13 protein-coding genes are annotated in these 13307 nt (G+C 66.0%); 5 read left to right on the top strand and 8 right to left on the bottom strand.

All coding sequences use genetic code 11. The features are described from left to right. Nucleotides 1-96: 96 nt before the first annotated feature. The 3 genes from ALII_RS0116690 to ALII_RS0116680 all read right to left on the bottom strand — a co-directional run bounded on the left by ALII_RS0116690 (nt 97) and on the right by ALII_RS0116680 (nt 2031). Nucleotides 97-831 (bottom strand): 16S rRNA (uracil(1498)-N(3))-methyltransferase, encoded by a 735-nt coding sequence (locus ALII_RS0116690; protein WP_024588371.1) that lies wholly within the window; start codon nt 829-831, stop codon nt 97-99. Nucleotides 832-888: 57 nt separating this feature from the next. After that, nucleotides 889-1311, bottom strand: coding sequence for a hypothetical protein (locus tag ALII_RS0116685; RefSeq protein ID WP_024588370.1), 423 nt, complete (start codon nt 1309-1311; stop codon nt 889-891). Between the two features lie 72 nt (nt 1312-1383). Further along, nucleotides 1384-2031, bottom strand: a complete 648-nt coding sequence (locus tag ALII_RS0116680; RefSeq protein ID WP_029660649.1) for a DNA-3-methyladenine glycosylase I — start codon at nt 2029-2031, stop codon at nt 1384-1386. A gap of 172 nt (nt 2032-2203) precedes the next feature. Between ALII_RS0116680 and ALII_RS0116675 the strand changes: the two genes are divergently transcribed. Then, nucleotides 2204-2974, top strand: a complete 771-nt coding sequence (locus tag ALII_RS0116675) for a L,D-transpeptidase (RefSeq protein WP_024588368.1) — start codon at nt 2204-2206, stop codon at nt 2972-2974. A 271-nt stretch (nt 2975-3245) separates the two neighbouring features. Here the strand turns inward: ALII_RS0116675 and glcF are convergent, their stop codons facing one another. Both glcF and ALII_RS0116665 read right to left on the bottom strand, forming a co-directional pair. Beyond that, nucleotides 3246-4574, bottom strand: coding sequence for a glycolate oxidase subunit GlcF (glcF, locus tag ALII_RS0116670; RefSeq protein ID WP_024588367.1), 1329 nt, complete (start codon nt 4572-4574; stop codon nt 3246-3248). After that, on the bottom strand, nt 4574-5776 hold the full coding sequence (locus ALII_RS0116665; protein WP_024588366.1) for an FAD-binding protein: 1203 nt from the start codon (nt 5774-5776) through the stop codon (nt 4574-4576). Before ALII_RS0116665 ends, glcF begins: the two co-directional genes overlap by 1 nt. A gap of 293 nt (nt 5777-6069) precedes the next feature. On the opposite strand from ALII_RS0116665, the gene hisS reads away from it, so the two are divergent. The 3 genes from hisS to hisG all read left to right on the top strand — a co-directional run bounded on the left by hisS (nt 6070) and on the right by hisG (nt 9857). Further along, nucleotides 6070-7650 carry a histidine--tRNA ligase gene (gene hisS, locus ALII_RS0116660; protein ID WP_029660648.1) on the top strand — a complete coding sequence of 527 codons (1581 nt, stop codon included), beginning with the start codon at nt 6070-6072 and terminating at the stop codon, nt 7648-7650. Between the two features lie 187 nt (nt 7651-7837). Next, complete coding sequence (locus tag ALII_RS0116655; RefSeq protein ID WP_024588365.1) at nt 7838-8956, top strand: ATP phosphoribosyltransferase regulatory subunit; 1119 nt, start codon at nt 7838-7840, stop codon at nt 8954-8956. A 205-nt stretch (nt 8957-9161) separates the two neighbouring features. Beyond that, nucleotides 9162-9857 (top strand): ATP phosphoribosyltransferase, encoded by a 696-nt coding sequence (hisG, locus tag ALII_RS0116650; protein ID WP_024588364.1) that lies wholly within the window; start codon nt 9162-9164, stop codon nt 9855-9857. On the opposite strand, the gene ALII_RS0116645 is transcribed toward hisG, so the two are convergent. The 3 genes from ALII_RS0116645 to ALII_RS21350 are packed head-to-tail and all read right to left on the bottom strand — an operon-like array spanning nt 9852 to nt 12187. After that, nucleotides 9852-11177, bottom strand: a complete 1326-nt coding sequence (locus tag ALII_RS0116645; RefSeq protein ID WP_024588363.1) for an ATP-binding protein — start codon at nt 11175-11177, stop codon at nt 9852-9854. The genes hisG and ALII_RS0116645 overlap by 6 nt on opposite strands. Next, nucleotides 11170-11853, bottom strand: a complete 684-nt coding sequence (locus tag ALII_RS0116640; RefSeq protein ID WP_024588362.1) for a response regulator transcription factor — start codon at nt 11851-11853, stop codon at nt 11170-11172. The genes ALII_RS0116645 and ALII_RS0116640 overlap by 8 nt, the downstream gene beginning before the upstream one ends. Before the next feature lie 13 nt (nt 11854-11866). Further along, complete coding sequence (locus ALII_RS21350; protein WP_024588361.1) at nt 11867-12187, bottom strand: PepSY domain-containing protein; 321 nt, start codon at nt 12185-12187, stop codon at nt 11867-11869. A gap of 129 nt (nt 12188-12316) precedes the next feature. Between ALII_RS21350 and ALII_RS22975 the strand changes: the two genes are divergently transcribed. Beyond that, nucleotides 12317-13090: a hypothetical protein gene (locus ALII_RS22975; RefSeq protein ID WP_024588360.1), complete on the top strand. Its 774-nt coding sequence runs from the start codon at nt 12317-12319 to the stop codon at nt 13088-13090. Nucleotides 13091-13307: the final 217 nt, after the last annotated feature.

Genomic DNA, 13307 nt, shown 5'->3' with positions numbered 1-13307 from the left:
CTCCCTCCCCCTTGTGGGGAGGGATAAAGGGTGGGGGTCACTTCAGAAAAAAACAGCAACACCTCACACCCGAAAACTCCGCAATCCGGCCACTCCTCACCAATCCCCCACCGTGGCCTGAATCACCGCCAGCGCCGCCACCGCTGCCGTATCCGCCCGCAATATCCGTGGCCCCAGCGGAATCGCGGTGACGAAATCGAGCGCATGCAACTGCCGCCGCTCATCCTCCGAAAACCCGCCCTCCGGCCCGACGATCAGCGCCAGCCTGCGCCCCTTCAAGCCCGTCAACGCCGCAACCGGATTGTCCCCCGCCGCGCTCTCGTCGCAGAACACCAGCGCCCGCTCCGCATCCCACTCCGCCAGCAGCCTATCCAGCTTCACCGGCTCGCGAACCAGCGGCACCGCCAGCACGCCGCATTGCTCCGCCGCCTCCACCGCGTTCGCCTGCAGCCGATCGGTGCCGATCTTCGTCATCTGCGTATGCTGCGTGATGACCGGCTGCAGCGTGCCCGCGCCCATCTCCACCGCCTTTTGGACCATGTAGTCCAGCCGCCCGGCCTTGATCGGCGCGAAGCAGTAAATGAGATCGGGCGTTGCTGGCTGCGGGCGCGTCTGCTCGGCGAGCGACAGCGTCACGCTTTTCTTCGAAACCACCGCGATCACCGCCCGCCATTCGCCGTCGCGCCCGTTGAAGACGAGCACTTCGCCGCCCTCGCGCATCCGCATGACGTTGGTGAGGTAATGACTCTGCTGCGCGGAAAGGGCGACCGTTCCGTCACCGGAAAGGCCGCCCTCCACGAAGAGCCGTTGCATCTTGTAATTCGCTCGCATGGCGAACCAGATGGGGCAGGGGCCGGCCCGCGGTCAAGTGCGGACCGGCCGCCGAACTCACTCGGCGGGCGCTTCGTCCGTCTGCTCGGTCGGCGCCGTGCGCTCGGCCCTGTCGGCGCGCTTGCCGCGCTCGCCGCGCATCCCGCCGCGGAACGGACGGTCCTCACTGGTCAGCATCCCGTCATCGTTGCGGTCCATCCGTGCGAACTGGCGCTCGACGCGGTTGTCGATGCTGGCGAGGAATTCCTCGCGCGAGATCTGCCCGTCGCCATCGGCGTCGAGCCGGTCGAAGCGGGCCTCGGCGCGCTCCGTGACGAAGGAGGCGAAGCGCTCCTGGTCGACGCCGTCGGCGCGGATTTCCTTGCGCAGTTCGCGCATCATCTGGCGCGGCGACTGGTCGTCTTGCGCGGCGTCCTGCGCGAAGGCGGCGGTGGAGGCGGCGAAGCTGGTGATCAGTACGACGGCGATGGTCTTCTTCATGGCAAGTCCTCGTATGCGTTGTCCCTGAAGAGACTGTGCCTGCCGCAACCTTACCGGGAATTGTCCGCCGGATTAATTCGCCGTAATGGGCCGCTTCAGCTTCTGCCGCTCGTGCTCGACCTCGGCGCGGCAAAAGCAACCCTCGATATGGTCGTTGACCAGCCCCATCGCCTGCATGAACGCATAGACCGTCGTCGGCCCGACAAAGCTCCAGCCCTTCTTCTTCAGGAGTTTCGAGATGCGCGTCGACACCTCCGTCTTCGGGTTGGCCCGGAGCGCATCGAAGTCGAACACGTCCGGCCGCTCATGCGCCTGCGGCTCGAACGACCAGAAGAACGCGGCCAGCGATCCATGCTCCTCGACGAGTTCCACGGCCCGCCTGGCATTGTTGTAGACCGAGGCGATCTTGCCGCGATGGCGGATGATGCCGGCATTTTGCAGATGTCGCTCGATCTCGCTTTCGGGCCGCGTGGCCAGTACGCGGAAATCGAAACCGTCGAAGGCGTCGCGGAAATTCTCGCGCTTCCTCAGGATCGTCAGCCAAGATAATCCCGACTGAAATCCCTCGAGGCACAGCTTCTCGAAGAGCCGAATGTCGGCCGTAACCGGGCGTCCCCATTCCGTGTCGTGGTAGGTCTGGTAATCCGGCAGATTGCCATGCCAGGCGCAGCGCAGCTTCCCGTCCGCGCCCTCGATCAATCCCGGAATGTCGCCCGCCATGTTTTTGTTTTTCCTCGTTAACGCCGCATTCACCACCGTCATGAACCGGCCGGTAACCACACCTGAAGCTTTACGCGAAGAACGGCATTTTATGAAAGCGGATTCACGCTTTCGTGGCAGCGCCTCCTGACAATGTGCGTTGAAACGACTGTCAATTCAGGTGAGACCGTCCATGAAATCGCTTCTCCTTTGCGCGGCTCTGGCCGTGTTCCTGCCGGCCTCGGCCATGGCGCAGGACCGTTATGCCGAGCGCCCGCCGCTGGTCGTCAGCCCCGACCTTTCGGCGCCCTGGGTCATGCAGTTGCAGCGCGCGCCGCACGGTGCCCCGATCCGCGAGCAGACCGTTCGCCGGCAGGTTGCGCCCGGCGCCCGCATGGCCGTCGCGCCAGCCCCGATCATCCGCCAGCGCTCGGTCGTGATCGCGCCCGATCCGGTGCACACGGCCGCGATGGCGCCTGCCGCGCCGCGCAGTGCCGCCCCGCAGATGGACCCGATCTTCCTGCCGCAGGAAGTCGCCTATACCGGCCGCGAGAAGCCCGGCACGATCGTCATCGATACGAATGCCAAGTTCCTGTACCTCGTGCAGGAAGGCGGAACCGCGCGCCGCTATGGCGTCGGCGTCGGCAAGGAAGGCTTTTCCTGGCGCGGCTCGGAAACCATCACCCGCAAGGCCGAGTGGCCGGGCTGGACGCCGCCCGCCCAGATGATCGCGCGCGAGCGCGCCAAGGGCAAGATTTTGCCTGCACACATGCCCGGCGGCCCGGAGAATCCGCTCGGCGCCCGCGCCCTCTATCTCGGTTCCACGCTCTACCGCATCCACGGCACCAACGCGCCCTGGACCATTGGCCAGGCCGTCTCGTCCGGCTGCATCCGCATGCGCAACGAGGACGTCACCGACCTTTACGAACGCGTCAAAGTCGGTACAAGGGTTGTGGTGAGCTGAACAATTCCCGGCGCGGTGGAAACTGCGCCAGTCGACGAATTCCCGGAGAGGGGAAAGCGGGCATCGGGGGACGGTGACCGCGGCGACGGCAAGAACAATCAGAACCGTCGCTTGAAGGGCAGTGCGATCCGTCGCGCTGCCCTTTCGCTTTGCGACTTCGAAGCGAACTTCAGCCTCGGTTGCCGGATTGCCTCATCCCTCAATGCCGTCATTCCTGTGCTTGTCACAGGAATCCAGGCCTCGAACTATCCCCATGCACTCCGCCTCAAACCTACTCCGCCGCCTCCATGACCTTCGCCTCGGGCACCCCCACCGGCTTCGGCCCGCCATAGGCCCAGTCGAGCAATGCGACCGTATGGACGATCGGCAGGCTCGACCCCGACGCGATCTGCGTCATGCAGCCGATATTCCCCGTCGCGACGAGATCGGCCCCCGTCGCCTCGATATTCGCCACCTTGCGGTCCCGCAGCTTGGCCGAAATCTCCGGCTGCAGAATGTTGTAAGTCCCCGCCGACCCGCAGCACAGATGCCCCTCGCGCGGCTCGCGCACTGTGAACCCCGCGCCCTGCAAAAGCATCTTCGGCAGGCTCGTGATCTTCTGCCCATGCTGCATCGAGCAGGCCGAGTGATAGGCGACGGTCAGCCCCGGCCGCACTGCCGGCTCCGGCAGCTCCAGCCCGGCAACATATTCCGTCACGTCCTTCGCCAGCCCCGACACCCGCGCCGCCTTTTCTGCATAAGCGGGGTCGAGCCGCAGCATGAAACCGTAATCCTTGATCGTCGTCCCGCAGCCCGAAGCCGTGATGACGATCGCGTCGAGCCCGCCCTTGTCGACCTCGCGCATCCACGCATCGACGTTTCGGCGCGCAAAATCGAGCGCCTGTTCTTCGCGCCCTATGTGATGCGTCAGCGCCCCGCAGCACCCTTCGCCCTGAGGCACCACGACTTCGACCCCGAGCCGGGTCAACAGCCGCACCGTCGCTTCGTTGATGCCCGGATCGAGCACCGACTGCGCGCATCCCGTCAGGATCGCCACCCGCCCACGCTTGCCCGCCGACGCTTCATGCACAGCCGGTCGCGACACGACCGAAGCCGCCGGCACGCTCTTCGGCGCCAGTTCCAGCATCGCCGCCAGCGGCTTCAGCCCCGGCACGGCTCGGAACAGCCCGGCAAAAGCACGCCCGAACCCGGTCAGCTTCAGGCTCGCGCGCATCCGGTCAGGATAGGGCAGGGTGGCAGCGAGCAGTCTGCGCACCAGGCGGTCCATCAGCGGCCGCCGATACGTCTTCTCGATATGCGCCCGCGCATGGTCGACGAGGTGCATGTAATGCACGCCGGAGGGGCAGGTCGTCATGCAGGAGAGGCACGACAGGCACCGGTCGATATGCGTCACCACCGTCTCGTCCGCCGGCCGGTCGTTCTCCAGCATGTCCTTGATCAGGTAGATCCGCCCGCGCGGACTGTCGAGCTCGTTGCCGAGCGTCACATAGGTCGGGCAGGTCGCGGTGCAGAACCCGCAATGGACGCAGCTCCGGAGGATTTTCTCGGACTCCGCCACATGCGGATCGGCGAGCTGCGCGAGGGAGAAATTCGTCTGCATCAGCCCATCCTGCCCGGATTGAGAATTCCCTTGGGATCGAACTGATCCTTCAGCCGCCGCGCCAGCGCGCCCAGCGCCCCTGCCTGCGGCTGGAACACCTGAGCCGCGGCGCGCACCGGCCCGCTCGCGCGCACCAGCGTCGCATGTCCGCCGCCGAAATGCGCGATCAGCGCGCGCAGCCCCTCGGCGTCGGGCTCGGCTTCCATCCGCGCCCAGATCAGCCCGCCCTGCCAGTCGTAGAAGACGTCCGCCCCGGCATGGAGCCGCAATTCCGCGACCATCTTCCACCCCTGGCTCGGCGCCATCGAAATCCGCCACACTGGCCGGCTGGTGCCGTCGGCATAGGGCAGGCAATCGCGAATCTCGCGCCACACCTGCCGCGACTGCGCCTCCTCCAGAACCTCGACCGCGTCCTGCGCGGCAAGCAGCCCGGTCAGCGTCGCGAGCCGATACTCGACCGACGGCCCGAACCCTTCGAGCCGCAGCAGCGTCGACGCATGCCCCTTCAACGCGCCGTCGAGCACGCGCCCCGTCACGCTCGGCGGCAGATGCGCGGCGGACGAGATCTCCGCACTCGAGCCCATCGCCGCCGCCATGGCAAAGGACGCCGGCCCGTCGTCGAGCCCGCGAATGACGAATGTCTTTTCGGTCTCGGCCGCCGGCAGCACCTTGAACGTCAAATCGGTGACGACGGCCAGCGTGCCCCACGAGCCCGCGAGCCCCTTGGAAAGGTCGTAGCCGGTCACGTTCTTCACCACCCGCCCGCCGGACTTGAACGCTTCACCGCGCCCCGACACCGCATGGACGCCCAAAATATGATCCCGCGCCGCGCCTGATTTCAGCCTTCGGGGACCGGACAGATTAGCCGCCAGCGCCCCGCCCACCGTGCCGCGCCCAGCCTCGGTCCCGAGCAGCGGCCCGTAGTCCATCGGCTCGAACGCGAACTCCTGCCGATGCTCTTTGAGCAACGCCTCCACCTCGGCAATCGGCGTCCCCGCCCGTGCCGAAAGCACCAGCTCCTCCGGCTCGTAAAGCGTCACGCCCGTAAGCTCGGAAAGGTCGATAGCATGTTCCGTCTGCCCCGGCCGCCCGATCCCGCGCTTCGACCCATGCCCGACGATCTCAAGCGGCGTCTCTTCGGAGACAGCCCACTGAACGACATCGAGCGTTTCTGCGGCGGAGGAGGGGGTGAAGGTGGTCATGAGCAGGCCCTCGTGTCGGTCGGTCGACGAAGCGCCGCCCCCTCTCCGTCTCGGGCTTCGCCCGAGCCACCTCTCCCCCGATGGGGGCGAGGAACGCCAAGCTGGAAAAGCGTTGCCGCTGCCCTCGTTTCCTCGCCCCCTCAGGGGGAGAGGTGCCGAGCGCAGCGAGGCGGAGAGGGGGAGCGCTGCCGTCGGCCAGTATCCCCCGACACTTGCCGCGTTCGTTCCTATCGGTTACGACACGGCGCGCCCGTTCCGGGCGCTTTTCCAATCATCGCAGGCGGATTTTTGACATGGTCGACAAGGCGGAAAAAATGAAGGCGCGGCTCCCGCGGGGCTTCGTCGACCGCCACGCCGACGACATCCGCGCCGTCGACGCCATGACCGCGAAAATCCGCGAGGTCTACGAGCTTTACGGCTTCGATCCGGTCGAGCAGCCGATGATCGAATACACCGACGCGCTCGGAAAATTCCTGCCCGACCAGGACCGCCCGAACGAGGGCGTCTTCTCCTTCCAGGACGACGACGAGCAGTGGCTGTCGCTGCGCTACGACCTCACCGCCCCCCTCGCCCGCTTCGTCGCCGAAAACTTCGAGCGCCTGCCAAAACCCTACCGCTCCTACCGCTCCGGCTGGGTCTTCCGCAACGAAAAGCCCGGCCCGGGCCGCTTCCGCCAGTTCATGCAGTTCGATGCGGATATCGTCGGAACTCCGGGCGTCGCAGCGGACGCCGAGATGGCGATGATGATGGCAGATACGCTCGAGGCTGTCGGCATCAAGCGCGGGGACTACGTGATCCGCGTGAACAACCGCAAGGTGCTGGATGGGGTGCTGGAGGCGATTGGCCTCGGCGGCGACGAGAATGCCGGGCGCCGGCTTGGCGTGCTGCGGGCCCTGGATAAGCGCGACAAGTTTGGAGACGAAGGCGTACTGTTGCTACTTGGTGAAGGCCGTAAGGACGAAAGCGGTGACTTTACGCCAGGGGCCAAGTTGGACCCCAGGTTTGCAAATGGCCTGATTTCATTAATGACGTTCGAGATTGCCCAAGGGGATAGGCAGAAACCTACAAGCGGTGGCTCGTACATCCAATTAAATCCGGAGGCAAATCTCCTCGTACGCATACCTATTGAGCTGGAAGACGCACTCCGAGATTCCGGGGAGTCGAGGCCTGGCGGCACCTTCTATGAAGGTTTGGCATCTCTTGCTGAGATACAAAAACTGCTACTTTCGGCCGGCTACGGCCCCGACCGCATCCGCATCGACCCCTCCGTCGTCCGCGGCCTCGAATACTACACCGGCCCCGTCTACGAAGCCGAACTCACCTTCGACGTCACCAACGAAGACGGCCAGGTCGTCCGCTTCGGCTCGGTCGCCGGCGGCGGGCGGTACGACGGCCTCGTCTCGCGCTTTCGCGGCGAGCCGGTTCCCGCGACGGGCTTTTCCATCGGCGTCTCGCGCCTCGTCACGGCGCTGAAGAACCTCGGCAAACTCGATACGGCCGAAGTCCTCGCCCCCGTCGTGGTCCTCGTCATGGACAAGGACACGGAGTCGCTCGGCAAGTATCAGGGCATGGTCGCAGAACTACGCCGCGCCGGCATCCGCTCCGAAATGTATCTCGGCGGTGCGGGCATGAAGGCGCAGATGAAATATGCCGACCGGCGCGGCGCACCCTGCGTCGTCATCCAGGGCGGCGACGAACGCGCGGCGGGCGAAGTCCAGATCAAGGATCTGATCGCCGGCGCCAAGGCCGCCGAAGGCATAACCGACAACACCGAATGGCGCGAAAGCCGCCCGGCGCAGTTTTCCGTGAAGGAGAGCGGGCTGGTGAACGCCGTGCGTCAGGTGCTCGAGGCGCAGAAGGCGGATCGGGGTTGAGCGCGGCAGTCACCCCCCTCTGCCCTGCCGGGCATCTCCCCCTCAAGGGGGGAGATCAAGCACGTATCACTCTCTCGTTTTCTGCTCCCTCGACGAATTGGCGGGTTCGTGGACATCGGGTGATCTCCCCCCTTGAGGGGGAGATGTCCGGCAGGACAGAGGGGGGTGCCTCGCGCCTCGCTCTCCAATGACCTCCCGCATCCCCCAGATCGCCGACGACATCCGCGCCATCTTCGCCGCGCGCGGCGCCGGCATGGTCGACGTCGCGATCCTGCAACCGGCCGACCCGTTCCTCGACATGGCCGGCGAGGACCTTCGCCGCCGCATCTTCCTCACCGAAAACGAGACCGGTGCGGCGCTCTGCCTGCGGCCCGAATTCACCATTCCCGTCTGCATCGACCACATCGCGTCGAAGGCCGGCACGCCGCGCCGCTACGCCTATCTCGGCGAGGTGTTCCGCCAGCGCCGTGAGGGCGGCAACGAGTTCTTCCAGGCCGGCATCGAAGATCTCGGCGAGACCGACATCGCCCGCGCCGACGCCCGCTCGATCGCCGACGCGCACGCGCTTCTGGCCGGCGTCCTGCCGGACCACGAGCTGACGATCACCATCGGCGACCAGCGCGTGTTCGAGGCGGTACTGGCGGCGCTCGGCTTGCCGCGCGGCTGGCAAAAGCGCCTCGCCCGCGCCTTCGGCTCCAAGGAGATGCTGGACGCCGCTCTCGAAGACCTCGCCAACCCATCGCGCAAGCTGACGCTCGACGAGCCCGTCGCCTCGCTCATCGCCGAGGGCGACCGCGACGCGCTCGCGGCCCACGTCGCCGGCCTGATGACGGATACGGGCCTCGCCGAGAGCGCCGGGCGCACCTCCGCCGAGATCGCCAACCGGCTGATCGAAAAGGCGGAACTGCGCTCCGTGCGCCTGTCCGACGAGGCGCTCGGCGCGCTGAAAACCTTCCTCGCGATCCACGCGCCGCTGCGCCAGGCCGGCAACGCGCTGCGCGATTTCGCCGGGGATGCGGGCATTTCTCTCGGCGCCGCGCTCGACATCTTCTCCGCCCGCTCGCGCTGCATTTCCGAACTCGGCCTGCCGGAAGCCGCCATCCACTACGACGCCGGCTTCGGCCGCCCGCTCGATTACTACACCGGGCTGGTCTACGAGATTTCAGCCGGCAGCCGAGATCGGCCGCTGGTCGGTGGTGGACGGTATGACCGGCTGCTGACGCTGCTCGGTGCGAAGTCGCCGATTCCGGGGGTGGGGTTCTCCGTCTGGCTCGATCGGATCGAAGCCTTGAAGGGAGAGGGTTGATGATGCGGCGGAAGGGTTTTCCTGAAGTGACCCCCACCCTTTATCCCTCCCCACAAGGGGGAGGGATACGAGATCGGAGAGCGTCGTGTTTGAACGATGAGACAAGCGGTCCAGGCGCAACGCGGACGGACTCCCTCCCCCTTGTGGGGAGGGATAAAGGGTGGGGGTACGGCGCCGCCGTAACCGGAATGACGGGAGCCGAGACATGACCATCACGCTCGCGCTCCCTTCCAAGGGCCGCCTCAAGGACGCCGCGCTCGAAAAGCTCGCCGCCGCAAACCTCAAGGTCGCCACACCGGACGACGACCGCCGCTACCGTGCCCGGATCGACGGGCGGGACGATATCGAGGTCGCGTTTCTCTCCGCGTCCGAGATTTCGCGCGAGCTCGCGCAAGGCTCAATCGACCTTGGCGTTACCGGCGAAGACCTTGTTTGCGAAGGGATTTCCGATTGGCAGGAGCGCGCGACCATCGGCGCGCGGCTGGGCTTCGGGCGGGCCGACGTGGTGGTCGCGGTGCCGGATGCCTGGCTCGACGTCGAGACGATGGCGGACCTCGAGGACGTCGCCGCCGAGTTCCGCCAGCGGCACGGCCGCCGCCTGCGGATCGCCACGAAATACTGGCGGCTGACGCAGCAGTTCTTTTCGCGTACGCATGGCATCCAGGTCTACCGGATCGTCGAGAGCCTGGGCGCCACGGAAGGCGCGCCGGCGGCGGGCTCGGCGGATATCATCGTCGATATCACCACCACCGGATCGACGCTGAAGGCCAATCATCTCAAGGTGTTGGCCGACGGCGTGATCCTGAAATCGGAGGCCTGCCTGTTCTCTTCGATCAAGGATCGGACCGCCGCGGATCAGATCGCCGTTGACGAGGTCGTGGCGGCCGTCGCCGCCCTATAGCGAAGGCAGGACGAGGCAGGCGCGCAGGCCGCCCGAGGGCGCTGCGGCGAGTTCCAGCGAGCCGCCGTAAAGCTCCGCGATGTCGCGGACGATGGACAGGCCGAGGCCCGATCCGATCGGCCGTTCGTCGAGGCGGATGCCGCGTCCGAGCGCACGCTCGCGCTCGCCGGCATCGAGGCCCGGACCGTCGTCGTCTATGACGATCAGGATATCCCCGCCCTCTTTTTTCGCGACGATTTCCACGCGCTTTCGGGCGTATTTGCACGAATTGTCGATCAGATTGCCGAGAATTTCCTCCAGATCCTGGCTGTCTCCGGCGAATTTCAGGCCCTTTTCGGCCGAAACCGGAAGCTCCAGATTCTTATCCGCATAGATGCGGCTCATCGCGAGCGTCAGGTCGCCGATGACCGGTTCGACCTCGGTCGAGACGCCGACGATGTTGCGGCTCGCCGCCGAGCGGGCGCGTCGCAGGTGATGGGCGACGAGGCGTTCCATCGTGCGCACGCAGTCGGCCGCGACGTCCGAATCGGGCCGGCCGGCAATGTCGTTCGCCAGCACCGCGAGCGGCGTTTTCAGGCCGTGGGCGAGATTGCCGACATGGTTGCGGGCGCGCTCCACGACGGCGCGGTTGTGTTCGAGCAGCGAATTGGTTTCGGTGACCATCGGCTGGAGTTCGACATGCTCGGCATCGGGCAGCCGCTGGGCGCGGCCTTCGCGGATGTCGGCGATCTGGCGGCGCAACGCGTCGAGCGGGCGCAGGCCGTAGAGGATCTGCAGGAGCACGGCGAAGATCAGGCCGACGCCGAGGACGAAGAGCGAGATGGCGAGCGGCGGGACGATGCCGCCGAGCGCGTCCTCGATCTCGGCCTCGGGACCCGCGACCGTGACCCGCAGGTTCGACCCGCCGCCCGGCGCCGTGAAGTCGCGGTAGAGCGCATGGAGTTCGCGGCCGCGCGGGCCGACGAGGTCGGGGACATGGCCGGACTGACCGATCTCGCCGACCGCCGCGCCAAGGTCCGCATCCCACAGCGACGCGCTCTTGAGAAGAACGGTATCGGCATTGGCGATCTGCCAGTACCAGCCCGAATAAAGCTGCTGGTATTGCGGCTCGGAGACGACGCCGCCCGGCTGCAGCGTGCCGGCGGCATCGAACGAAACCGCGCTCATGATGGAGAGAATCTGCGCGTTCAGCCGTTCGTCGAAATTGCGCTCGACGAAATCGCGCAGGAGCGAGGCGATGATCATGCCGGCGACGAGAAGCGCGCCGGCGATCCAGATCGCCGCGCCGGCCAGAAGCCGCAGACGAAGCGACTTACGCACGTTCGGCTTCGCTCTCGCTGGAGGCGGCCAGGACGTAGCCGCGGCCACGCACGGTGCGGATCATGTCGGTTCCGATCTTGCGCCGCAGACGGCCGATGATGACTTCCATGGAATTGAAATCGCGATCGGTGTCGCGGTCGTAGACATGCTCGGAAAGCTCCGTGCGGGAGATCGCGCGGTCCTGATGATGGATCATGTAGGACAGGATCTGCGCCTCGAAGGCGGTGAGTTTCAGCGGCAGGCCGTCGAGCGTGAAGGACGTCGTCTGGGTGTCGTATTCCAGCGCTCCGCAGGCGATGATCGACTGGGCGTGACCGGCGGCGCGGCGGATCAGGCTGCGGGCGCGCACGATCACCTCTTCCATGCGGAACGGCTTGACGACGTAGTCATCCGCGCCGGCGCGGAAACCGGAAACCTTCTCGGCCCATTCGTCACGCGCCGTCAGGATCAACACCGGCGTCGTGACCCCCTGCCCGCGCCAGGACTGCAGGATCGAAATGCCGTCCTTCGACGGCAGGCCGAGATCGAGCACGACCACGTCGAAGGGCTCGCTCGCGCCCAGATGCTCGATGTCGATGCCGTCATGGGCGACCGTCGGCACGAAGCCGGCTTCGCGAAATGCGGCGTCGAGCTGCTGGCTGAGCCTGGCATCGTCTTCGGCAAGGAGCGCTTTCATGCGGGCGATGTTCCTACTGCTGATCAGGGACCGGCTTGCGGGCATCGACGAGCCCACGCCCATCGACCTCGATGAATGCCGCGGTGAACGCGTCGATCCTGATCCGCAGGACATTGCCTGCCGGCGTGATGAGCCGAAGCTCATAATACAGGTCCGGATCGTTGCCCGCCACGACTTCGGCAGCGACCACCTCTCCGTGGTATCGCTCGCCGACGGCTGCGATGATCTCGGGCAGCGGCAGCACTTCATCGCGGCCCTGCGCGAGCGCAGGGATGGCGACCAGAAATGCGCAGATCAGTGCGGCCAGCCTCGTTTTCATCGTTCCGAAATTCATGGGACACTCTCTTAGCGGGGCGGCTTGAACCGAAGTTGAACCGTGTCGTTTGGCTGGCGTTCAACCTGCCTGGGCCATTATCGTTGCCATCCGACAAGACCGAACCAAGGGAGACGATGTTTGAGCCACATGAACATATTTGCCTCGGCCGCTCTCATCGCCGCCCTCGCGACCGCAGCGCCGGCGACGGCGCAGACGGCCATCGGCGACCTTCAGGCCAGCAGGTCGATCACCATCGAAGGGCGCGTCACCGACGTTTTCGGCAACAAGTTCGTGCTGGAAGACGATTCGGGCCGCATCCTGGTGGAGACCGGCCCTTCCTGGTGGCGGACGACCGAGGTTTCGGTCGACGAGAACGTGACGGTCATCGGCGAACCGGGCGCCTCGCGAACCTTCGACGCCTTCAGGATCAGGCATGGCGACGGGCGCGAAATCGTCATCCGCGAACCCGACATGCCGCCGCCCTGGGCCGGACAGGCCTCGCCCGATGGCAGCGAACGTCGTCTTCAACGGCGGGCAGATGCGGATGACCAGCGCGAGATCGACACGGCGCTGAGCACCGGAATCGACCTGAAGAAGATCACCGAGGATGCCGGCTACGTGTTCGGCTACGACGTCGACCGCAAGAAGGACCACTACGAAGTGGAAGCCTTCGGCCCGAACGGCGCGGAGGTCGAGCTTCACATCGACTTCACCGGCAATATCCGCCGCATCGCCATGGACGACCCGACCTATGACGATGCCGGACTTCGGCAGATCGTCGAGAATGCCGGCTATGAATGGCGCGGCGACATCGACCGGAAGAAGAAGCACTACGAGGTCGAGGCCGTGAACGCCTATGGCGAGCGCGTCGAGCTGCATGTCGATTATTCGGGCGAGATCTACAAGGAAAAGTGGGACTGACGCGTCGTTCGCCTCTCGACGGCGGGTGTGGCACCCAAACTGCAGCGTCAGCGCTCACCCCCACCCCATACCCCTGCCCACAAGGAGGAGGGGGGCGTATGCGTTGCGTTCTTCCGTCAATCGAGGAACCAGGCTGACGGATGCATCGCCGTGTGGATGGCCTCCCTCCCCCCTGTGGGGAGGGATAAAGGGTGGGGGTCTGCAAGGATGCGGCCGG

The organism is Aliihoeflea sp. 2WW, from assembly GCF_000497755.1.
Classification (GTDB): Bacteria; Pseudomonadota; Alphaproteobacteria; order Rhizobiales; family Rhizobiaceae; genus Aliihoeflea.
The sequence above is the reverse complement of the archived record's forward strand: the minus strand, read 5'-3'. Positions and strand labels throughout refer to the sequence as shown.